Origin of the sequence: Aeromonas sp. NJAU223 (genome assembly GCF_051125555.1) — a bacterium.
GTDB classification, from domain to species: Bacteria; Pseudomonadota; Gammaproteobacteria; order Enterobacterales; family Aeromonadaceae; genus Aeromonas; species Aeromonas veronii_G.
Genome location: NZ_CP144204.1, coordinates 1,642,547 through 1,664,987 on the forward strand (window position 1 = coordinate 1,642,547; position 22,441 = coordinate 1,664,987).

The 22,441-nt window shown below is 61.9% G+C and carries 17 protein-coding genes; 5 read left to right on the plus strand and 12 right to left on the minus strand.

Annotation, left to right across the window (positions count from 1 at the left end):
• Positions 1–174: 174 nt before the first annotated feature.
• Positions 175–1,227 (minus strand): helix-turn-helix domain-containing protein, encoded by a 1,053-nt coding sequence (locus VZC39_RS07680; RefSeq protein ID WP_434667209.1) that lies wholly within the window; start codon positions 1,225–1,227, stop codon positions 175–177.
• Between the two features lie 323 nt (positions 1,228–1,550).
• Here VZC39_RS07680 and VZC39_RS07685 point away from each other — a divergent pair, with 323 nt between their 5' ends.
• Positions 1,551–3,971 (plus strand): beta-glucosidase, encoded by a 2,421-nt coding sequence (locus VZC39_RS07685; protein WP_434667212.1) that lies wholly within the window; start codon positions 1,551–1,553, stop codon positions 3,969–3,971.
• 80 nt (positions 3,972–4,051) lie between these two features.
• Here VZC39_RS07685 and VZC39_RS07690 read toward each other — a convergent pair whose 3' ends face one another.
• Positions 4,052–4,504: a DUF4124 domain-containing protein gene (locus tag VZC39_RS07690; RefSeq protein WP_434667215.1), complete on the minus strand. Its 453-nt coding sequence runs from the start codon at positions 4,502–4,504 to the stop codon at positions 4,052–4,054.
• Between the two features lie 466 nt (positions 4,505–4,970).
• Between VZC39_RS07690 and fabV the strand changes: the two genes are divergently transcribed.
• Entirely contained in the window at positions 4,971–6,164 is a 1,194-nt protein-coding gene (gene fabV / locus VZC39_RS07695) for an enoyl-ACP reductase FabV (RefSeq protein ID WP_349921813.1), read from the plus strand.
• Between the two features lie 158 nt (positions 6,165–6,322).
• Entirely contained in the window at positions 6,323–7,798 is a 1,476-nt protein-coding gene (locus tag VZC39_RS07700; RefSeq protein WP_434667220.1) for a YfcC family protein, read from the plus strand.
• Between the two features lie 61 nt (positions 7,799–7,859).
• Here VZC39_RS07700 and VZC39_RS07705 read toward each other — a convergent pair whose 3' ends face one another.
• Positions 7,860–9,074, minus strand: a complete 1,215-nt coding sequence (locus VZC39_RS07705) for a pyridoxal phosphate-dependent aminotransferase (RefSeq protein ID WP_349921815.1) — start codon at positions 9,072–9,074, stop codon at positions 7,860–7,862.
• 344 nt (positions 9,075–9,418) lie between these two features.
• Between VZC39_RS07705 and VZC39_RS07710 the strand changes: the two genes are divergently transcribed.
• On the plus strand, positions 9,419–9,628 hold the full coding sequence (locus VZC39_RS07710) for a DUF1653 domain-containing protein (RefSeq protein WP_434667224.1): 210 nt from the start codon (positions 9,419–9,421) through the stop codon (positions 9,626–9,628).
• Positions 9,629–9,690: 62 nt separating this feature from the next.
• Here the strand turns inward: VZC39_RS07710 and VZC39_RS07715 are convergent, their stop codons facing one another.
• The 5 genes from VZC39_RS07715 to VZC39_RS07735 form a co-directional block, all read right to left on the minus strand.
• A complete protein-coding gene (locus VZC39_RS07715) occupies positions 9,691–9,948 on the minus strand; it encodes a GrxA family glutaredoxin (protein ID WP_349921817.1) in 258 nt (85 codons plus the stop codon).
• Positions 9,949–10,092: 144 nt separating this feature from the next.
• Positions 10,093–11,538, minus strand: a complete 1,446-nt coding sequence (gene dacB, locus VZC39_RS07720; protein ID WP_434667227.1) for a D-alanyl-D-alanine carboxypeptidase/D-alanyl-D-alanine endopeptidase — start codon at positions 11,536–11,538, stop codon at positions 10,093–10,095.
• Between the two features lie 83 nt (positions 11,539–11,621).
• On the minus strand, positions 11,622–13,382 hold the full coding sequence (locus VZC39_RS07725) for a DEAD/DEAH box helicase (RefSeq protein WP_434667230.1): 1,761 nt from the start codon (positions 13,380–13,382) through the stop codon (positions 11,622–11,624).
• Between the two features lie 132 nt (positions 13,383–13,514).
• Positions 13,515–14,552: an HlyD family secretion protein gene (locus VZC39_RS07730; RefSeq protein ID WP_349921820.1), complete on the minus strand. Its 1,038-nt coding sequence runs from the start codon at positions 14,550–14,552 to the stop codon at positions 13,515–13,517.
• A 10-nt stretch (positions 14,553–14,562) separates the two neighbouring features.
• A complete protein-coding gene (locus VZC39_RS07735) occupies positions 14,563–14,895 on the minus strand; it encodes a DUF3302 domain-containing protein (RefSeq protein WP_349921821.1) in 333 nt (110 codons plus the stop codon).
• A 222-nt stretch (positions 14,896–15,117) separates the two neighbouring features.
• On the opposite strand from VZC39_RS07735, the gene VZC39_RS07740 reads away from it, so the two are divergent.
• The gene (locus VZC39_RS07740; RefSeq protein WP_434667234.1) at positions 15,118–16,788 is read left to right on the plus strand and encodes a mechanosensitive ion channel family protein; all 1,671 of its coding nucleotides are present in this window, start codon (positions 15,118–15,120) and stop codon (positions 16,786–16,788) included.
• A gap of 62 nt (positions 16,789–16,850) precedes the next feature.
• Here VZC39_RS07740 and VZC39_RS07745 read toward each other — a convergent pair whose 3' ends face one another.
• The 4 genes from VZC39_RS07745 to VZC39_RS07760 all read right to left on the minus strand — a co-directional run bounded on the left by VZC39_RS07745 (position 16,851) and on the right by VZC39_RS07760 (position 22,396).
• The gene (locus VZC39_RS07745; RefSeq protein WP_349921823.1) at positions 16,851–18,275 is read right to left on the minus strand and encodes a carbon starvation CstA family protein; all 1,425 of its coding nucleotides are present in this window, start codon (positions 18,273–18,275) and stop codon (positions 16,851–16,853) included.
• Between the two features lie 143 nt (positions 18,276–18,418).
• Entirely contained in the window at positions 18,419–19,123 is a 705-nt protein-coding gene (gene btsR / locus VZC39_RS07750; RefSeq protein WP_434667238.1) for a two-component system response regulator BtsR, read from the minus strand.
• Positions 19,120–20,811 carry a LytS/YhcK type 5TM receptor domain-containing protein gene (locus tag VZC39_RS07755; RefSeq protein ID WP_434667241.1) on the minus strand — a complete coding sequence of 564 codons (1,692 nt, stop codon included), beginning with the start codon at positions 20,809–20,811 and terminating at the stop codon, positions 19,120–19,122. Before VZC39_RS07755 ends, btsR begins: the two co-directional genes overlap by 4 nt.
• 352 nt (positions 20,812–21,163) lie before the next feature.
• Positions 21,164–22,396, minus strand: coding sequence for an HD-GYP domain-containing protein (locus VZC39_RS07760; protein ID WP_434667245.1), 1,233 nt, complete (start codon positions 22,394–22,396; stop codon positions 21,164–21,166).
• Positions 22,397–22,441 lie beyond the last annotated feature (45 nt).

The following is a 22,441-nucleotide window of genomic DNA, read 5'->3' on the forward strand; positions in this document are numbered from 1 at the left end:
GCCGTGAATGAAACTTTTGTGTATTGCCCTGATTAATCGGTGATTAATTGCATGGTGTGCTGCATTCCCCCTCGTTTGTATCCAAACGAGATCGTTGTTGTGGTCGTTGTGCCACCTGTCGCCGTCTCATGGATAACACGCCGGGAGGCGATGCACCATTCCCCGGATAGCGGTTCAGACCTTGGCTTCACTCCCTCGCCCGGCGCGGAGCTGTCGATAGTGGCGGGGGGAGGCCCCCAGGTGGGTGGAGAAGAAACGGGAGAAGACAGACAGCGAGGAGAAGCGCAGAAGATCGCTTATCTCCTGCACGCTCATGCGGCTGTCGGCCAGGAGGGCGCAGGCCTGCTCGATACGCACCCGCAGCAATACCTTGCTGAAGGTTTGCCCCTCCTGCTGGAGGCGGGTGTTGAGGGTCCAGCGGCTCATGTTCATGACGGCGCAGAGGTGATCCAGGCAGCTCGACTCATCTCCCATCTTCTCGTTGCAAAGTGCCTCCCCCAGCAGGCTCGCCACCATGGCGGCGAAGCCCTGCTCCTGCTGGAGTGCTCGTACCCGCTGAGCTATCTGCTGGCGTTGCTGCCTGTGCAGCAGGGGAAGATGCGTCTCGGCTGACAGGGCGAGATCGGCGTGCCGCAGGCCAAGGACGTTGGCCGGCTGACCGAACTGGCAGTGGCAGCCGAAGAGATCGTCCAGGGCCTTGTGTTCGGGGCCGACCTCCCCGCACAGACTCACCGTCAACTGCGCCCGGGGGGCATAGAGGCGTACCAGCTCCCGCAGCATCATGAAGTTGCCGATGGCCGACTGGCTTTGACCGGGTGCATTGAGTTCGTCGAGGTAGGTGATGAAGAGGTGCTCCCCGTCCCCTTGCAGACGGTAGTCATCGCAGTTGCCGATGATGATCCGGTTGTGGATGTAGCTGTTCACGGCTTCCCCGGCGGTGGGCTGGTTGAGGCAAAACCCCACCAGCTCGGGAAACAGGGCATAGGCGCCGTCGATGATCCTGTCGGGAGCCTCTGTGTGCAGCATGCGCTCGCGCCACAGAAAGTCGAAGGAGGAGACCGTCTGGATGAAACGTTGATGTTGCCTACCGGTGATGCGGCCATCGGGCTTGTCCAGCTCGTACTGGCTGAGCTGGCAGCGGGCCTGGATGGCGCGGGTATCCACGCCGCTCTCGCGCAGGAAGGCGAGGGTCGTGCGGGCGATGGTGTTTGACACATGCTTTCTCATGAACACTCCCTTTTCATGGCGGCAGCGGATGGCAAGGCGGGCAGCATCCTGCTGCACCGCGCTATTAAGACAGCCCGGCGGCCTGCCGTCTGCGCGCGGGATCAAGCGCCACGAAACCTAAGGTTGTGCCAGGTAACCAAATGTAACGCTGTGACGGCGGTAGGAATATGGTACCTCGCCACCCCCATGCAAAGTCGTCACTCCCCCATGCAAAGCAGACCCCCGTTCCCCAGCGATAAGCTGCCCTGGCTTGTCTGGTTATGTCTCTAAAAACAGCAGTCTAAAAACAATTGCTCTCAACACATGGAACGAAAGGGGATCCGATGAAACATCACACTCAGCATCCAGGCTGGAGCGGACTGGCCATCGCCATCGCGCTGGCTCTCGCCACCCAGGGGTGCAACGACAACAGCTCCGAGGCGCCCAAGGAAACCGTCAAGGACAACTCCTACTACCGCAGCCTCGCCGAGGGCATGGTGGCCAGGATGACCCACGACGAGCAGTTGGGCATGCTGGTGGGCCCGGGCTATGTGTTTGCCAACGGCGCCTTCGAGATCAACAGCGAGGCCCTCAATAACCTCAAGGGAGATGTACCGGGCAGCGTGGGCTACATCAACGGGGTGTTCAATGCCGAGTCCGGTCTCGACATCGCCGCCAGCAAGATGGCGGACGGGGCCGCCGGGGTGCGCATCTCGCCGACCCGGGAGGGGGAGGGCGGCACCTTCCATGGCACTGCCTTCCCGGTCGGTACCTTGCTGGCCTCGACCTGGGACAGGGATCTGGTCAAGCAGGTGGGGGCCGCCATCGGCAACGAGGTGAAGGAGTATGGGCTGGACGTCTGGCTCGCACCGGGGATGAACATCCAGCGCGACCCCCTCAATGGTCGCGGCTTTGAGTATTTCTCCGAAGATCCCCTGGTCTCCGGGGTGATGGGGGCCGCCGAAGTGGAGGGAGCCCAGGCCCAGGGGGTGGGCACCACCATCAAGCACTTCATCGCCAACAACGCCGAGACCTCCCGCTCCATCGTCGACAACATCATCTCCCCCCGCGCCATCCGGGAGATCTACCTGCGGGGCTTCCAGTATGCCGAAGAGCACGCCAACCCCTGGGCGGTGATGACCGCCATGAACAAGGTCAATGGCACCTACACCGGCCAGTGGGCGGACCTCAATACAAAGGTGCTGCGGGACGAGTGGGGGTTCGAAGGCTTCGTGGTGAGTGACTGGTGGTCAGGGGATGGCCACTATGCGGACATGATCAAGTCCGGCAACGATCTCATCGAACCCGGTGGCCCGGCGCTGCCCTATGGCTACGGCGATGCCCTGACCGGGTTGCAGGAGGCCTATGCGGCCGGTGATTTGAGCGCGGAGGAGATCAAGCAGGGGGCGACGCGGATCCTGACCCAGGTGCTGAAGATGCCCTCCAATCAGGGGGATGTGGCCAGCAATGCGCCGGATCTGGCGGGCCATGCCAGGTTGTCGCGCCAGGCGGCCAGCGATGGCATGGTGCTGCTCAAAAACGAGCAGGGCAGCCTGCCCCTGGCGCAGGGCAGCAAGCTGGCCAGCTTCGGCATTACCCAGGTCAATACCCTGAAGGGCGGAGCCGGCAGCGGAGACGTGAACGCGGCCTATACCGTCAATCTGGTGGACGGGCTGGGCCAGCAGTTCAGCGTCGATGCCGGGCTGGCCGATTTCTATCGCACCTTCTTCGAGCAGAACAAGACGTCGAGCGATTTTGGCGGCATCTCCACCGTAGTGAGCTGCCCGGAACCCGCGCTGGATGCGAGCGAGATCGCGGCCTATGCCGCCAGCAACGAGGCGGCCGTCATCACCCTGGGACGCAACTCGATGCAGGGGCAGGACAGGGCGAATGCCAAGGGGGATTACCTGCTCTCCGACACGGAGCTGGCGCTCATCGATGAGGTCAGTGCCGCCTTCCACGGCCTGGGCAAGAAGGTGGTGGTGGTACTCAATACCGGCGGCGTCATGGACACCAGCGCCTGGCAGGACAAGGTCGATGCCATCCTGCTGGCCTATATGCCGGGGCAGGAGGCGGGCCATGCCATCGCCGATCTGTTGTCGGGGGCGGTCAACCCGAGCGGCAAGCTGACCCAGACCTTCCCGGCCAGCTACCAGGATGTGCCCTCATCAGCTGGTTTCCCGGGCACGGACACCGACGGGGATGGCACCATCGATACCCATTACTACAACGAGGGGATCTATGTGGGGTATCGCTACTACGCGACCTTCGGCAAGGGGGTGAATTACCCCTTCGGCTATGGGCTCTCCTATACCCAGTTTGACTATAAAAACGCCGCCATACAGAGCAATACACTGCCAGATTCGAACGGGAAAGTGACCCTGACTGCCACCGTCTACAACAGCGGGGCCGTGGCGGGGCGTGAAGTGGCCCAGGTCTATGTGGCGGCGCCGGCCGGCGCTCTCAGCAAACCCGCCATCGAGCTCAAGGCGTTTGCCAAGACCCGGTTGCTGGCTGCGGGGGCGAGCGAGACCCTGAGCTTCGAGATCCCGGCGAGCTGGCTGGCGAGCTTTGACGGCGCCACCAACGAATGGGTGATGGAGCCCGGCGCCTACAAGGTGTATGTGGTCCCCTCATCGGATGTGACGGGCATCGCGCCGCTGACCTTCAATCTGGCCAGCCGGCTGGTGGTCGGCAAGACGACACCGGGGGCGCTGGCACTGCCTGCCGGGGTGACGGAGGCTTCCTTCGAAACGCAATATTGATGGGGCTGGCGGTACGGTGTCGGGGGAGCTTGGCTCCCCCTTTTTCGTATCACCGCAATGCGGAACAGGAGTAGGGCAGGTTATTTTTGCTGCTGCAGGGTGGTTATCTGCTTGTTCAGGGCCTCCATCTCGCTCTGATGGCGGCGGCTCATGTCCCGGATCTCGGCGGCGGAGCGCCGCGCACCGCCGTTATCGCCCTGGGGGGCTGTCGTCTCCGTCGGCTGTGCGTTGTAGCGGGTGATCTCGCCGTTCATCTTCTGGGTCTTGGCCTCCATCTCGGCGCGCAGGGTCGCCAGCTGGCGCTGCTTCTGGCTGGCGGCGAGATCTTTCTCGATCGCTTCGGTCTGCTTGCTGGCCTGGGCCACCGCCTCGGCTGGCGGGGTGTAGATGCGCAAGTCCATGGGTTTGGCATTGCCGGCGCAGGGAATGTCGCTGAAGGTGACTTGGCCGTTGACGGTGCACTGGTAGACGGCGGCCTGCACCAGCGGCGACGCGAGCAGGCCGACGAGACAGATGACCAGAGTGCGTGACATGAACTCCTCCTTGCGTGTTGGCTCCGGCAGGGCCCGGGCGGGCCGTTTGCCTCTTCCTGAAACAGTAGTCGTTTAAGCGGCTCGCTTCCTGATGGGCCAGCCGGTCTGTGTTGACGCACTCATGGCAGGAGGGCGCCTGCGTTGGCAATCATGGGGCTGGCCGCCAGCATGGCACCCCCTGTTCAACAGGATGGAGCCCATGCACGACGCCTTGGGGCGAAGACAGGTGGCGTATCGCAGTGTTCAACCCCAGCGGAGGGCGTGCAGGCATCAGGCATCGGCCGGTGCGGGTCATGGTGGCCATCTGGCTCGCCATGCACCCGCTGAAAGGGCGGCATCGTGGCCAGGATGGTCAGGGCCCATGGACACAAAATGGCGGTGGTTCAACACATCAGAGCACCTAATCGCGGCAAGATGAGGTATCTTATGCCCCGATTTCATCCATCAAACGGATAAGAGACAACACATGATCATCAAACCCAAGGTTCGTGGCTTTATCTGCACCACCACCCACCCGGTTGGCTGTGAGGCCAATGTCCGTCGCCAGATCGCCTACACCCAGGCACAGGGCACCATCGAAAATGGTCCCAAGAAGGTACTGGTGATCGGCGCGTCCACCGGTTATGGCCTGGCTTCCCGCATCGCCACCGCCTTTGGCTCCGGCGCCGCCACCATTGGCGTCTTCTTCGAAAAAGCGGGCACCGAGACCAAGCCCGCCACCGCCGGCTGGTACAACTCCGCCGCCTTTGACAAGGCCGCCAAGGAAGCCGGTCTGTACGCGAAAAGCGTCAACGGTGATGCCTTCTCCAATGAGTGCCGCGACACCGTCATCAATCTCATCAAGCAGGATCTCGGTCAAATTGATCTGGTGGTCTACTCCCTGGCCTCGCCGGTGCGCAAGCTGCCGGATACCGGCGAAGTAGTCCGTTCCGCCTTGAAACCCATCGGCGAGACCTACACCACCACCGCCATCGACACCAACAAGGATCAGATCATCACCGCCACCGTCGAGCCGGCGAATGAGGAAGAGATCGCGAACACCATCACCGTCATGGGTGGTCAGGACTGGGAGCTGTGGATGTCGGCCCTGCGCGATGCAGGTGTGCTGGCTGACGGCGCCAAGTCCGTGGCTTACTCCTACATCGGTACCGACTTGACCTGGCCCATCTACTGGCATGGCACCCTGGGCCGCGCCAAGGAAGACCTGGATCGCGCCGCCAGCGCCATCCGCGGGGATCTGGCCGCCAAGGGCGGCACCGCCCACGTGGCCGTGCTCAAGTCCGTGGTGACCCAGGCTTCCTCCGCCATTCCGGTGATGCCGCTCTACATCTCCATGGCCTTCAAGATCATGAAGGAGAAGGGCATCCACGAGGGCTGCATGGAGCAGGTCTATCGCATGATGCGCACCCGTCTGTACGGCGCCGATCTGGCCCTGGACGAGCAGGCCCGCATCCGCATGGATGACTGGGAATTGCGTGACGACGTACAGCAGACCTGCCGGGATCTGTGGCCCTCCATCACCACCGAGAATCTGTCCGAGCTGACCGACTACACCGGTTACAAGCAGGAGTTCCTGCGCCTGTTCGGTTTCGGTCTGGACGAGGTGGACTACGAGGCGGACGTGAACCCGGACGTCAAGTTCGATGTGGTCGAGCTCTGAGCCTGACACCGATGAAGAGGGGCCCTGCGGGGCCCTTTTTTATGGAAAATCATCGTGTTTCACCGATTTTTATTATTCTCGATCACCTTTTGGGTTCATCAAACCCGCTAGTCTTGCGCTGATCGGATCACTGACGGCCCAGCCGAGGAAAGGAAACTATGACCAGCCCCCAAGCGGCGCGATCGAGGCGCCAGCTCCCCACCGTTTATACCCTGCTTTTCATCATCATTGTCCTGATGGCGGCCCTCACCTGGGTGTTGCCGGCGGGCAAATATGACTATGTCACCGCCGACAGCAAGCAGCCGATCGCGGCGGCCGCCGTGGCGGATTACAGCGGCGGTGAGCGCCTGCTGCCGGTGCCCGGCAGTTACACCGAGCTACCCGCCCACCCGCAGGGGGTGTTCGAGGTGCTCAAGGCCCCCATCCAGGGCTTTCACAAGGCCGCGGACGTGGCGCTGTTCGTGCTCATCATCGGCGGTTTTCTCGCGGTGACTATGCAAAGCGGCGCCCTGGATGCCGGGGTTGGCGCCATCGTGCGTGCCTTCGCCGGTCGTGAGCGGCTGCTCATCCCGGTGCTCATCGCCCTGTTTGCCCTCGGCGGCTCCACCTTCGGCATGGCGGAGGAGACGGTGGCCTTCTGGGCGCTCATCGTGCCGGTGATGATGGCGGCGGGCTTCGATCGTATGGTGGCGGCGGGGATCATCCTGCTCGGCTCCGGGGTCGGGGTACTGGCGTCCACCGTCAACCCCTTTGCCACCGGTATCGCGTCGGGCTTTGCCGGCATTCCCATCGGGGATGGCATCGGCCTTCGCGTCATCTTGTGGCTGCTGCTGGTGATCTTCGCCTCCTGGTTCGTGATGCGCTACGCCAAGCGGGTGCAGCAGGACAAGGGCAGCTCCGTGCTCGCCGACATTCACTACGACGACGAGTTCGCCCAGATGAAGAGCGGGGACGGGCTCTTCAGCGGCAAGCAGAAGCTCACCATGGCGGTGTTCTTCGCCACCTTCCTGCTGATGATCTATGCGGTGGTGCCCTGGTCGGATCTGGGCATTGTCTGGTTGCCGACCCTGGGCTGGTGGTTTGACGAACTCTCCACCCTGTTCTTCAGCGCCTCCATCCTGATCGCGCTCATCAACCGGATGCCGGAGTCCAGCTATGTGGCGACCTTCCTGAACGGGGCGCGGGATCTCATCGGGGTGGCGCTGGTGGTGGCGGTGGCCCGGGGCATCTATGTGGTGATGGAGCAGGGGGTCATCATCGACACCATATTGCACTGGGCTGAGGGGCTGGTGAGCGGCCTGTCATCGTCGGTGTTCATCCTGGTGGCCTATCTGGTGCACATCATCCTGAGCTTCTTCATCCCCTCCACCTCGGGGCTGGCCACCGTCTCCATGCCGCTGATGGGGCCGCTCGCGGACTTTTCCGGCATCTCCCGGGATCTGGTGATCACCGCCTATCAGTCCGCCTCCGGCTGGATCAACCTGTTCGCTCCCACCGCCGCCCACCTGGTGGCCGGGCTGGCGCTCGCCAAAATCCCCTACGATCGCTTCGTGCGCTGGGTGCTGCCCTTCATCGTCGGGGTGGCCCTCATCACCATGGGGGTGCTGGTGGCCGGTGCCCTGCTGCACGGCTGATGGCTTGGCCAGCGACAGATAGCAAAAAGGCTCCCGCGGGAGCCTTTTTCGTGAACCGAGCTTACTGTTTGTAGCCCTTGAGGAAGCGGGCGAAGCGGCCGATGGCCTCTTCCAGCTCCTCTTCCCGGGGCAGGAACACCAGCCGGAAGTGATCCGGTGCGGGCCAGTTGAAGCCAGTTCCCTGCACCAGCAGCAGTTTCTCCTGCTGCAGCAGGTCGAACACCATCTTCTGGTCATCGCGGATGTCGTACACCTTGGGATCCAGGCGCGGGAACATGTAGAGCGCCCCCTTGGGCTTGACGCAGGAGACCCCGGGGATCTCGTTCAAGAGTTCCCAGGCCTTGTCCCGCTGGCGGCGCAGACGTCCCCCCGGCAGGATCAGCTCGTTGATGCTCTGGTAGCCGCCAAGGGCCGCCTGGATGGCGTGCTGCATGGGTACGTTGGAGCACAGCCGCATGGAGGCCAGCATCTCCAGCCCCTCGATGTAGCCCTTGGCGCGCCCCTTGGGCCCGGTGATGACCATCCAGCCCTGGCGGAAGCCACAGGCGCGATAGGCCTTGGAGAGGCCGTTGAAGGTCACCACCATCACATCGTCACACAGGGTGCAGACGCTGGTGTGGGAGATGTCGTCGTAGAGGATCTTGTCGTAGATCTCGTCGGCGAAGATGATGAGATTGTGCTGGCGGGCGATCTCGATCAGCTCCAGCAGGAACTCGCTGCCGTAGACGGCGCCAGTGGGGTTGTTCGGGTTGATCAGCACCAGGCCGCGGGTACGCGGGGTGATGCGGGCGCGGATATCGTCCAGATCCGGATACCAGTCGGCCCCTTCGTCGCATCGATAGTGCACCGCATGGCCGCCGGAGAGGGTCACCGCCGCGGTCCAGAGCGGATAGTCGGGGGAGGGCACCAGCATCTCGTCGCCGTTGTTGAGCAGCGCCTGCATGGCCATGACGATGAGTTCGCTCGCACCGTTGCCGATGTAGATGTCATCGATGTCGACCTTGCGCATCCCCTTCTGCTGGTAGTACTGCATCACCGCCTTGCGGGCGGAGAAGAGCCCCTTGGAGTCGCAGTAACCCTGGCTCTGGGGCATGTTGAGGATCACATCCTTGATGAGCTCCTCCGGCGCCTCGAAACCGAAAGAGGCCAGGTTGCCGATGTTGAGCTTGAGAATGCGGTGGCCTTCGTCTTCGAGACGGCGAGCTTCTTTATGCACCGGGCCGCGGATGTCATAGCAGACATCGTCGAGCTTGTGCGACTTGTCGATCGTGAACATGGTGAGCGTGATTCCTTCCCCTGGGGGCGCGTTGGCAGAAAGCGTTTTTTAGTATCAAATATTTCTACCTCTATTCTTCACAGAATTGAATGCTAGAACAATCTAATTTATGGAATAAATCCCTGATATCGGGCCTCTAAACAGGGTTGCTGATCCGTTAAATTCAGCAGGATCTTTTGCCGGTTTCCCCACAAGGCAGTGAAAGATGGGGAATGACCCCATAAAGCCAAGGCGGTGTATTGAAATAAACGCGCTATCTGGCACGATTGGCTGGTCTGAAAAAGGGCCTTGGTGCCCTGTCGCCCCGTGGACGGGGCTCTCTCATCCTTCACCGAGGCATTCTCATGCAAGCACCCGCACCCGGCCGTTATCGTCACTTCAAGGGGGGCCTCTATCGGGTGCTCACCCTGGCCCGGCACACCGAGACCGGGGAGTCTCTGGTCATCTATCAGTCCGAGCAGGATGGGGAGGTCTATGCCAGGCCCGTCCCCATGTTCATGGAGTGGATTGAGCATCAGGGACAGGTGGTGAGCCGCTTTACCCCCCTGGCGTGAATTCCCCCAGTTTTGACCATGAAAAAGGCGCCATCAGGCGCCTTTTGTGTGCAGTCTCGGGATCAGAGCCCCAGGTTGGCACGGGCGTAGGCTTCAAAATCGGTGCAGCCACCGATGTGCTGCTCGTCCAGGAAGATCTGCGGCACCGTGGTGACGGGCTTGCCCGCCTTGGCGGCCAGATCGTCCTTGGTGAGCCCTTCGGCGTTGATGTCCACGTAGCGGAACTCGAAGTCATCGCGATCCTCGGTCAGTTGCTCGGCGATCTGCTTGGCGCGAACACAATAGGGGCAACCGGGGCGACCAAAAATTTCTACAAACATCGTTTCTCTCCGTTAAATTCGCCGCTAAGACGAGGTTTGCCACAGCATAGCCTCGCCCTTGGGCCAGTCAAAGTGGAAATTGCCGATACGGTCATTCGCCGTATTCGATAGAGGCCACCCCGCGCGCAAGGCGGCCGTTTGCATTTATTGCGCGGCAATCTGGATGGGTTGCTGCTGGTAGATGCTCTCCAGAATGCCCTTCTCGAACACGGTCCAAGGCCAGGGGGCCTTGCTGGCACGGTAACGCTCATGGGTGGCCGGATCCTGGGAGAGGCCGCGCTGGAACACCACGAAGGCCTTGCGCTGACCACCGGCGGTGTCGATGAAGCCCGCCAGGTTGGAGGTGCCGGTGATGGTGCCGGTTTTGGCGTGGACCTTGTTCTTCATCATGGGGGCGGTGACGCTGCGGCGCCAGGCCAGGGTACCGTCCACCTGGGAGCTCGGCAGCAGCTTGATGAAGTCGAGCTGGGCGTCGTTCTTCTGGATGAAGTTCAGCACCGAGAGCATCTGGCGGGCGCTGATGAGATTGTGGGCGGAGAGGCCGGAGCCGTCAGCCAGGGTGGCGTTGCCCAGATCGATGCCGTTCTTGGTCAGGATGGCGCGTACCGCCATGGTGCCACTGCGATAGCTGCCTGGCTTGTTGTAGTAGTGGCGGCCGACGGTTTTCAAGAAGGTATCGGCATAGAGGTTGTCGGATTTTTTCAGCATCTTGGCGAGCATGACCGGCAGGGAGACCGAGTAGTGGGTGGCCAGCGTCGCTGCGCCCACGGGCGCCTGATGGGTGACGCGCAGCAGGCCGTCGTGGCTGATGCCGGCCCGGTTCATGGCCCAGCGGATGTTGTCCCAGCCCCAGGCTTCCACATCGTGGATGGCAAAGCGCAGCCCCTGGGGTTCCTTGTTCGGGGTGATGCAGCCCTTGAGCTCATAGAAGTTGCCCTTGGCCATGTCCACTTCCAGAGCGCAGAACTGACGCGCCATGTCGCCATAGCTCATCACTTCCACGTTGTCGGCGCCGATGCCGATGGGCACGCCGGTGGCGACGTTACCGACCGCGGGCTTGCCAATCTGGGTGGCGGTGACGGTGCCGTAGGCGCAGTTCTTGTCGATGATGACCGAGGAGACGGGGGCCGCAAAGCAGAGGGTCTGATCCCCCCATGACCAGCCGTTGCCGCGCTCGTAGCCGTTGTAGGCCCCGGTGTTGACGTAGACATTGCCCTTGATGCGGGTCACGCCGAGCTGTTTGAACAGGGCGACCAGGTCCATGCGGGACAAGGTGGGATCACCGACGAAGTTGATCCAGATGTCGCCGTTGATGGCATCCCCCTGCTTGGCGCCGGCCTGGGCCTGGATATCGGTGGCGAAGCGGAAATCGGCGCCGAGTTCGAGGCGGGCGGCCAGGGCGGTGAGCACCTTCATGGTGGAGGCGGGGGCTATCATGTCATCGGCGTGGCTTGCGAACTCCACCCCGCTGTTGCCCTGCACGATGACGGCATACTGGCCCCCCTTGGGAGGCGTGAGCGGAGCGGCGGGTGCCACAGTGGAAAATAGCGTGGAAACGAGAGCACATAAACCAATCAACTGCCGCTGCATAAGATCCTCAAACTGAACGAAGGGGGCGGCATTTTGTACCATCCCCGATAATCAAAATCGGCATTTCATCTGCCAGGGTGCCATCATCCCAGGGTATCTGCGGTGCGATAGCGGCCCTGGTAGTCAAAAATCTTCTCTTTTATCTGCCAGAAACGACCGGACTTGCGGGCGATGACGAAGTCCGGGTGGCGAAACCGGGTTTCGGCGGCCAGCACGCTCTCCAGAGTGGCAAATTCGGGTTCGAGTCCCGGAGCGGGCCAATGATGACGCACAAAGCGCTGTTGAAACAAGCGCCGTGCACCGCTTGAGTGAAAGCCGAAGTACTCCATCAGGGTCAGACCGTCCTCATCGTGGTAGGTCACCTCCAGCCGCTCACCTTGCTTGCCCAGGCCGCTGGCGAGGCTCAGCCCGGCGCAGCGGATCACCATGCAGTCCTTGAGATTGAGGGCTTCCTTGAGTTTGTCATCCGGATCCACCAGCAGCTGATCGCAGCGCTGGCAGCGGCGGGCGGCGATGTCGTTCTCGGCACCGCAAGCGGGACAACTCTTGGCGCGAAAGCGGTAGTCGCACTCCTCGCGGTGCCCTTCGTCGTCTTCGAACAACCCCTGGCAGCGACGGCCGTAGTGCTCTATCACCTTGCCGTCTTCATCGGTCTTGCCCCAGAAGGTGTTGGCAAAGCCGCAGGCGGGGCAGGGGACCTGCACCGGCTCCGTACCGGCATGGGGCCTGGGCTCGCCCACCTCGGGGGCAAACAGGTTGAAGTTGTTGCCCGCATAGTCGAGCACCAGGCAATCTTCCTTGCCGGGCGACAGGCGCAGACCCCGGCCGACGATCTGCTGATACAGCGATACCGACTCGGTGGGGCGCAGCATCACGATGAGATCCACGTGGGGGGCGTCAAAGCCCGTGGTGAGCACCGCCACGTTGACCAGATACTTGAGTTGCCGCTCCTTGAAGGCCTGGATCAGGGCATCGCGCTCCGGCCCCGGAGTTTCCCCCGTGATAAGGGCGGCCTTTTCTCCTTTGCTGCCGAGCAGGCCGTGAATTTCCTGGGCGTGCTCCACGGTGGCGGCAAAGATCATCACGCCTTGCCGCTCCCGGGCATATTCCAGCACCTGGCTGATGATATGGGGGGTGACCCGCTGCTGGCGCTTGAGCTCGCCGTTGAGCTGCGCCTCGCTGAACAGGCCGTTCTCCCGGGGAACCAGTCGGCTGAAGTCGTAGTGGACGATAGGGGCATCCACCAGTCTGGGCGGCGTCAGATAACCGTTCTTGACCATGAAGCGCAGGGGCAGCTCGAACACGCAATCCCCGAACAAGCGCTCTCCGTGGCTCTTGACCATGCCGTGATAGTGGCGCCGGTAGATCCAGCCCAGCCCCAGCCGATAGGGGGTGGCGGTGAGCCCCAGGATCTTGAGCGCCGGATTGGCGCTCTTCAGATGGTCGATCACCTGATGGTACTGGCTGTCATCATCGAGGGAGACCCGGTGGCACTCGTCGATGATGAGCAGGGAGAAGGCACCGTCGAAGGCATCGAGATTGCGGGCCACCGACTGCACCGAGCCGAACACCACCTGGGCACTTGCCTCTTTTCGGGCAAGGCCGGCGGCGAAGATGTCTGCCTTAAGATCCCAGGCCTCGTACTTGGCGTGGTTCTGCTCCACCAGCTCCTTGACATGGGCCAGCACCAGCACCCGGCCACGGGCCTTGCGGGCCAGCTCGGCGATGACCAGACTCTTGCCTGCGCCGGTGGGCAGCACCACCACGGCGGGATCCGGGTGCTTTCGAAAGTGCTGGATGACGGCGTTGACGGCGTCGGTCTGATAGGGTCTGAGGACGAACATGGGGCAACGTGCTGATGCGAGGTGGCGCCATTATAGGGGGGTTGCGTTCAAAATGCAGGGGCTGGCAGAGAGGGGCTGCCAGATATGCAACGGGCCAGCAAAGGCTGGCCCGTTGTCGCTGTGTATCGCAGCTTAGTGGAAGGGGAACAGGTAGTTGAGCCAGCTACCCATGCGCATCAGGATCTTGCGCATGATGGCCACGTGGTGGACATGCTCGGTGTAGATGGCTGCCTGGCCGCTGGAGCCCGCGATCACCTGATACTTGGCCCACTCGGGGTCGGTAATCTCGAGGACGATGGGCAATCGACCCGGCACCTGGGCCGAAGTCTGGTCGATGAGACCGGCCTGGGCCTGGATGTTGCCCGGCGCCATGGCGGGGATCACCGACTGCACCCTGGCCTTGAAGATGCGACCCGGAATGCCGTCCAGCACCACTTCGGCCTCATCCCCCGCCTTCAGGCGCTGCATGCTGTTCTGCCAGAACCAGCCGACGTAGGAGTTGGCATCCTCGTTGATGAAGGTCATCACCGGGCGGTACATGAAGGGGGCGGCGATCATGCCAGGGCGCAGGGCCAGCTGCACCACGTGACCGTCGGTAGGGGCATAGACCACGGTCTGCTCGAGCTCGTATTTGGCGATGTTGAGCTGGGCGGTGAGATCATCCAGCGACGCCTTCTGCTGGTCGATCTGGGCGACGATGTCGTCCACGTTGGCCTGGGTCACGTCCAGATCACGCTGCTTGCCGATGCCGCGACGCACCAGCTCCAGGGCGCGATCCCGGTCGAGGCTGGCAGAGCGCAGCCGGGCGTCCAGGGACTTCAGGAAGTCCTTGTTGGAGGCAAGGCGTGCGGTCAGGCTGGCGACGCGCTCCTGGAAGGGAACCGCATCGAGACGAAACAGCACGTCCCCCTTCTTGACCGGCTGGTTGGCCTTGACCGGCACCTCGCTGACGCGACCCTTGACCAGCGGCACTATGGGGGTGGAGACGTAGTAGTTGCGTGCCAGCTCCGAATAGGGGTGGTTGTAGTTCATCAGGGTGATGAGGGCCCCGATGATGAAGACGCCGCCGAGCACGGCGGTCGGCACGGTCCACTTGTTGAGCGGGATCTTGAAGATCTTGAAAATGCCTATACAGATGGCGGTATAGGTGAGGATCAGTAGCAGGTCCATGGAGAGTTACCTATTTGTCAGTCTGTTCGAGCGTGTTCATGCGGGCTTGCAAGGCGGCAAGCTCTTGTTTGAGGGTTTTGATCTCGTCTTCATCCTTGTCCAGACGATGATTGAAGCCCCAGCCCCGATCCGGACGGTAGACCGTGGCCCAGATCCAGAGGAATGGCCAGAGCACGTGCAAGGTGAACAGGCTCACCCAGCCGGCCACATGAATGGCGTCCTGGTGGGGGTGGTTGCGGTGCTTGGCAATTTCGTACGGAATATCGTGAATGACGATGACCCCGTAAAACATGACCAAGACGACAAACACCAGAATGCCCAGGGCTATGTAGTCAAGTACCATCGATTTCTCCCATCTGAGTCGCAATTAATGCCTTGTTTTCTCTCGGCAAGACACCCGGCCATGATGACAGCATATTACGCCAGTGCAAGACTGCAATCAGAGAGTTGATGAACTCGTACAGTCGTGGTTCATTGGTTGCTCATTTATCGCACAAATTTGATTTGGTTAGATAAAATCAAACAGCAATGGATGCCCGAGGGGGCGAAGGGAGAGGTGAGCCGGATGGAAAGATGGGGCTGGAGTGAGGGATGGCGGCTTGGCCTGGTGCTGATGGTGTTGCTGCTATCCCGCGTTGGCTGGGCGGCCGAACCCAGGATGGAACCGAACGACCAGGAACGGGCCCAGACCCTGATCCTGCTCCATGAACCCATCGTCATGTTGCCGGCCAAATATGGCAGCCTGGACGGGGCGGCCAGGGTGCGGCTGGCCCATGAACGGATCCAGCGGATGGAGCCCGCGGATCTCGCCTTGCCGGTGACGGTGGCGCAGGGCACCCGGCACGGTCAGGACAGCCGGGAGTTTCTGGTCAACGGCAAGCGCATCCTGGTGCTGCTGGCAGGGGATCTGGATGAATTCGATGAACTGACCCTGGATCAGGCGGCCGAACGCGTCAAAGTCCGGCTCGACGGGGTGCGTACCAAGTATCTCGAGTTGCACTCGACCTCCTATCTGCTCAAATCCGTCGGCAAGACGCTGCTGGTCAGCCTGCTCTTCTTCGCCCTGGTCTGGCTGCTGCAAAGGGGGCTTCGGCGCGTCAAGAAGTGGCTCGCCAACCGGTTGTTGCTGCAAAAGGGGCTGATCCCCCACCAGTGGCGACAGGTCGCGGGCAACGTGGAGGCCCGGCTGCTGAGTCTGCTGGCCCTGCTGGTGATCTTCATGCTGACCTATGGCTGGCTTACCTATGTGCTCGGGCTCTTCCCCCAGACCCGGGCCTGGAGCGAGCGGCTCGGGGACTCCCTGTTCGCCCTCTGCGCGGACATGCTGGAAGGGATCATCGCCGCCATGCCGGGGCTGGTGACCGTACTGCTCATCATCGTCATCACCCGCTTCTTCATCCGCATGCTGGCCATCTTGTTTGATCGCATCGAGCGGGGCCAGTTCAGGCTGCAAGGGCTGCATGCGGAGACCATTGGCGCCACCCGGCGGCTGCTCTCCGTGGTGATCTGGCTGTTTGCCCTGGCGGTGGCCTACCCCTATCTGCCGGGGGCGGATTCCGATGCCTTCAAGGGGATCAGCGTCTTCTTCGGATTGATGGTGACCCTCGGCTCCGCCGGTGTGATGAACCACGCCATGAGCGGCCTGGTGCTCATCTATTCCCGCGCCCTGCGGCCGGGGGATCTGGTGCAGATAGGGGACGTGGAGGGCATGGTGACCGAACTCAACGCCCTCTCCACCAAGCTGGTCACCCGTCAGGAGCACGAGGTGACCCTGCCCAATGCGGTGGTGGTTGGCGGCCGGGTGACCAACCTCACACGGTTGGCGGGCAGCAAGGGGGTGGCGCTCCTGACCAAGGTGACCATCGGCTATGACACGCCCTGGCGTCAGGTACACGCCATGCTGGAGCTGGCGGCCAGGCGCTGCAAGCTCATCAATCAGGATGAACCGCCTCTGGTGCGCCAGCTCAACCTGCAGGACTGGTATGTGGAGTACGAACTGCAGGTTCGGATGAAGGGGGATCTGCTGCCGGCGCCGGTCAAGACCGAGTTGCACGGCCATATCCAGGATGTGTTCAACGAGTTCGGGGTACAGATCATGTCCCCCAACTTCATCGCCCAGCCGGATCAGGCGGTACTGGTGGCAAAAGAGCACTGGTATCAGGCCCCGGCGCAGACACCCACCGACGAGTCCGTCCAGGCGTCAGCGTCCGGATTGGATGAGGGCAGGCAGGGATAGGGAAGGCAGAAACGAAGAGGCCCGGCAGTGATGCCGGGCCTCTTGTTTTTCAGGGGGAAGACTTATCCGCGCTCTTCGGCCTGGGTCAGACGGGAGGGTCTGAACTTGACCAGGAAGGCCAGGGTGATGAGGGCGGTCGCCACCAGACCGATGATGGTGGAGGTGTCCATCGCCAGCCCGAAACCGATGGGGGCATTGGCCAGGTAGGTGATCACCACCGCCGTCATGAAGATGGCGGGAATGGTGCAGACCCAGTGCAGCTTGCCTTCCTTGATGAGGTAGGCGGCCGCCGCCCACAGCATGATGACCGCCGTGGTCTGGTTGGCCCAGCCGAAATAGCGCCAGATCACCCCGAATTCCGCCTTGGAGATGATGAAGCCAAGGATGAACATGGGGATGGCGATGAGCAGACGCTTGGCCATGGGCTTCTGGGTCAGCTTCAGGAAGTCGGCGATGATGAGGCGGGCACTGCGAAACGCGGTGTCACCGGAGGTGATGGGCAGGATCACCACACCGAGGATGGCCAGGATGCCGCCGACGGTGCCAAGCAGGCTGGTGGAGACCTCGTGCACCACGGCTGCCGGGCCGCCGCTCGCCAGGGTGGCGTTGAGGGCTTCGGTGCTGTCGTAGAAGGAGAGACCCAGGGTGCACCAGATGAGGGCGATGATGCCTTCACCTATCATGGCGCCGTAGAAGATGAAGCGGCCGGACTTCTCGTTCTGCATGCAGCGAGCCATCAGCGGGGACTGGGTGGCGTGGAAGCCGGAGACGGCGCCACAGGCGATGGTGATGAACAACAGCGGCCACAGCGGCAGATCGGTCGGGTGCAGGTTGGAGAAGTCCATCCCGGTGTTGTAGAAGCCTTTGCCGGACACCATGAGGCCGATGATGAGGCCGACCGACATGAACACCAGCAGGGCGCCGAAGATGGGGTAGAAACGACCGATGATCTTATCGATGGGGACGATGGTTGCCAGAATATAGTAGGCAAAAATCGCCATGATCCAGTAGACCAGATCGGTGGCGGTGAGGTTGGCCAGCAGACCCGCCGGGCTCAGCACGAACACCACGCCCACCAGCATCAGCAGCACCACGGCGAACAGGTTCATGAAGTGCTTGGCGGCGGTGCCGAGGTGCTCACCGACCACGGTCGGCACGGAGGCACCCTTGGCGCGTACCGACAGCATGCCGGAGAAGTAGTCATGGACGGCGCCGGCGAAGATGCAGCCAAACACAATCCAGAGCATGGCGACCGGGCCGTAGAGGGCGCCCAGGATGGGGCCGAAGATGGGGCCGACCCCGGCGATGTTGAGCAGTTGCACCAGGTAGACCTTCTTGTCCGACATGGGCACATAGTCCACGCCGTCGGCCATGGTGATGGCGGGCGTTGCCAGTTCGGGTTTGGGGCCGAACAGCCGCTCGATGAATTTGCCATAGGTAAAATAGCCTGCCACCAGCAGGCCGACACAGAGGAAGAACCAGATCATTGTTACGCTCCAGCATTGTTATTTTATGGTGTGCGCCGGCAGTGTAAGTGGGGAGCTTCTGTTAACGGCAGGTAAAGGTCGTGAGCGGCGCCATGGCGAAGCGAGCGGCGAACCATTGTGATCCGGCGCACAGTCAGGGCGTGCTATTCGAGGCCCAGTTCCTCCCGCAATGTCTTGAGGTAGCGACGGCTGACCGGCACACGCGCCCCGCTCGGGGTGACTATCTCGGCCAGCTGGTTGTCCAGCAGCTGGATCTCAAAGATGGCGGTGGGCGCCACCAGATACTGGCGGTGGCAGCGCAGCAGCGGTGTCTTCTCTTCTAGGGATTTCAAGGTGAGCTGGGTATGGAACAGCTCCCCCTGACAGGCCACATGGACGCCGCCGAGATCGGAGAAGGCGTATTCCACCTGCGAGGTAGGCAGCAGTCTGACCCTGTTGTGCAGGTAGCCCGGGATGTGGCGTATGGCGGGCGCCAGAGTCGTCATGGGCAGGGGGCTGAGATCCTGCCTGAGTCGCCCCAGGGTCTTGGTGAGGCGGGCGGGTTCCACCGGTTTGAGCAGGTAGTCGAAGGCGTTCTCCTCGAACGCCTGGATGGCGTAATCATCGAAGGCGGTGACGAAGACGATGCGGGGCAGGGGATCGAGCATGGCCACCAGATCCATGCCGCTGAGCTTGGGCATCTGGATATCGAGGAAGACCACGTCCGGTTTGAGTGACTGGATGAGGGGCAGTGCCTCGATGGCATTGGCCGCCGTGCCCAGGATCTCGATGTCGGCCTCGGGGGCGAGCAGTTCCGCCAGCTCGGCGCGGGCATAGGGTTCGTCATCGACGAGGATCACGCGGATCATGTCATCTCCTTGGTGAGGGGGCCGGGGGGCTTGGGCAGGGTGAAGCTGACTCGGGTCCACTGCTCCGGCTCGCAGGTTACCTGAATGCCGAAGCGTTCGCCGAAGGCGCTCTTGAGGCGCCTGTCGACGATGCTCATGCCGAGTCCATCTCCGCCGGTACCGGTCTGCCAGGCACCGGCGTTGTCTTCCACGCAGAGCATGACCTCGTGCGCCTGCTCCTGGGCGAAGAGGCGAATGCACCCTTGCTCCAGGAGGGAGCAGATGCCGTGCTTGATGGCATTCTCGATGAGGGGTTGCAGGGTGAAGCTCGGCAGTATCAGCTCCCCCAGATGGGGCGGGATCTCATTTTGCACGCGCAGCCGCTCCCCGAAGCGCGCCTGCTCTATCTCCAGATAGGATTGGCAGTGATCCAGCTCCTCTTGCAGGGTGACCAGCCCATCCTGGCGCTTGAGGTTCTTGCGAAAGAAGCGGGAGAGGTGCAGCAGCAGCTGGCGGGCACGTTCGGGCTCGCGCCGCGTGATGGCACTGATGGTGTTGAGGGTGTTGAACAGGAAGTGGGGATTGATCTGGGCCTGGATGAGCTTGAGCTCGGACTGCACCAGCAGCCGCTGTTGCTGCTCCAGCCGTCCGCTCAGCAGTTGCTGTGACAACAGATTGGCGATCCCTTCCCCAAGGGTGTGATTGATCTTGAGAAACAGCCGCTTCTTGGGTTCATAGAGCTTGATGGTACCGATCACCCCCTCGTCCCCCTGCAACGGGATCACCAGCACGGAGCCGAGCTGGCAGTGGCTTGAGATACTGCAGCGATAGGGTTGACGGTTGCCATCGGCAAACAGCACCCGGTTCTGGGCGATGGCCTGCTGGGTGATAGCCGAGGTGATGGGGGTGCCCGGTTTGTGGTGATCCTCGCCGGTGCCGATGAAGGCGAGGATCTTCTGGGTATCGGTGATGGCGACGGCACCGACGCCGGTCTCCTCCTGCACGATGTGGGCGATTTTCTGGCTCGCCTCGACGGTGAAACCCTGGGTCATGATGCCGACGGTGCGGTTGGCGATGGTGAGTGCCTTGGCGGAGAAGACCCGAGAGAACTTCTCATACATCCGTTGCTGGTCGCGGATCATGCTGATGAACAGCGCGGCGCCGCAGGAGTTGGCGAGGATCATGGGGGTGGCGATGGTGCGCACCAGCAGCAGGGATTTGTCGAACGGGGTGGCGACCAGGAGGATGATGACCATCTGCAGCATCTCGGCATACAGGGTGGTGAAGAAGGCGATGCGCGGCTTGAACAAGTCCTCCACCCGGTTGGCCCGCATCAGTCGCCAGTGCACCAGGCCCCCCAGCAGGCCTTCGCAGGTCGTGGAGATGGCGCAGGCGAGATCCGTGAAACCGCCGAGGGTATAGCGGTGCAGGCCACCGGTCAGCCCAACCAGAAAGCCCACCAGAGGTCCCCCCAGCAAACCACCCAGTACGGCACCGACGGCGCGGGTATTGGCGATGGCGTCGTCGATGTCGAGCCCCACATAGGTGCCGAGGATGCAGAAGGAGGAGAAGATGACGTAGATCAGCACCTTGTGGGGCAGTCTGACGGAGTAGTTGGCGAGGGGGCGCAGCAGTGGACTCTTGGAGAAGAGGTAGGCGATGACCAGGCTGACGCTCATCTGCTGGAGCAGGGAGAGGACTAACTGCATGAAAAACGTTCCTTAAAGCCGGATTGGACTGCCAGGCCCCGCTGGGGTTTTGTGATCCCGATCCCGCATTGTTTGGCGTCTCGGCTGCGCAGCGCGGCGCAGTGTGCCAGAAATGAAAAATAAAACCACATTAAATCAGCATGTTAAATTGATATTTGTGTAATCGGCACGGGATTGATATTGCTGGTGAGTGCATGAATGTATCCGCAGGATACGCCACACGGAGGTGGCATGCTCCGCCCGGCTTTTAGCTGGGCGTTTTTTATTCAGCCCCGATAGGGAACGATTTTAAGGGGCAGCTGGCAATTATTCAGGTTTGTCCAATGAGTTATCCCCAGCTTCTGGGGATAACTCAGAAGGCGAAATAGTAACAGAAGCGCCGGGTCAGGTTGAAGAAGGTGCGTTGCCCCTCGTCGAGGTCCTCCTGGCGCAGGGTGGCGACGATGCTGCGCTCATCTTCCCGCAGGTCGAGCATGGCGACCGCCTCCGGGCGCTGGGCCCTGACATAGGGTAACACCTTGGGCTTGAGGGGCATGGTGGGCTCGGTGGAGAGCACCAGGGCGACGGAGTCGTCGTCCAGCCGCACCAGAGAGCCCGGGGGATACACCCCGAGCACCTTGATGAGCAGCCTGACCAAGTCCTGGTCGAATTTCTTCTGGGAGAGTTTGTAGAGCTGGGCGATGGCCTGGCTCGGCGCCGCCGGGTTGGTGCTGCTGCGAGGATGCAGCAGCTCGTCATAGTAATCCACCAGTCCGATGAGGCGGGCGAGGGGGGGGATCTCTCCTCCCTTGATGCCGAGGGGAAAGCCGCTGCCGTCGAGGCGTTCGTGATGCAGGTGGGCCACCTCGCGGATCCGGGGTTCAAAGGCCTGCAACTGGTTGAGCATCTCCAGGCCGTACTGGGGGTGCATGTTGAGAAAGTTCTGCTCGGCGCGGCTGAGCTCCCCCCGTTTCTGGGTGATCTGCCCCGGGATCCTGAGCTCGCCTATGTCGTGAATGAGCCCGGCCAGCCCCGCCTCCTCGATCTCGATGGGGCTCATCTCCAGCTCCCGGGCCATCAGCATGGCGATGAAGGCCACGTTCAGGCTGTGCTGCAACAGGCTATCGGTGTGCTGGCTGCGGATAAGGTGCAGGCCGAGGGGCCCCTGGTGCTCGGCGAGACGGGCGGCGGCGTTGCGCACTATCTGCATGGTGTTGGCCAGCCCCTCATCGGGTTTGAGATTGAGGGCGCCGAGGGCATCGCGCAGCTCGGAGAGGGATTGACCAAACGCCTTGTCGGCGGCGCGAAGGGATTTACGAAATGCCTTCTCATCGAAGAGTGGGGTGTCAGGAAGAGACTGATCCTGCTCGGGTTCGCTTGGTGTCGTATGGGTATGTTCGGCGCGAAGCAGGGGCTCTATGGGCAGATCACTCTTGTCGGGATCCACCATCAACAAGGTGAGCTCGAGATGGAGCAGGATGTCGAGTTGTTGCTGATCGCGGATCTTGAAGGCATTGAACATGAAAGGGTGGCTGGTCCATCCCGTGGGGAGATGGATGTAGTGGCCGACTCTTAACTGTTCGATGGAGGCTTGGATCAGCGCCATATGCTCGCTCTGGTATCGTGTTTGCCTACCAATAAGCTAGCAAAA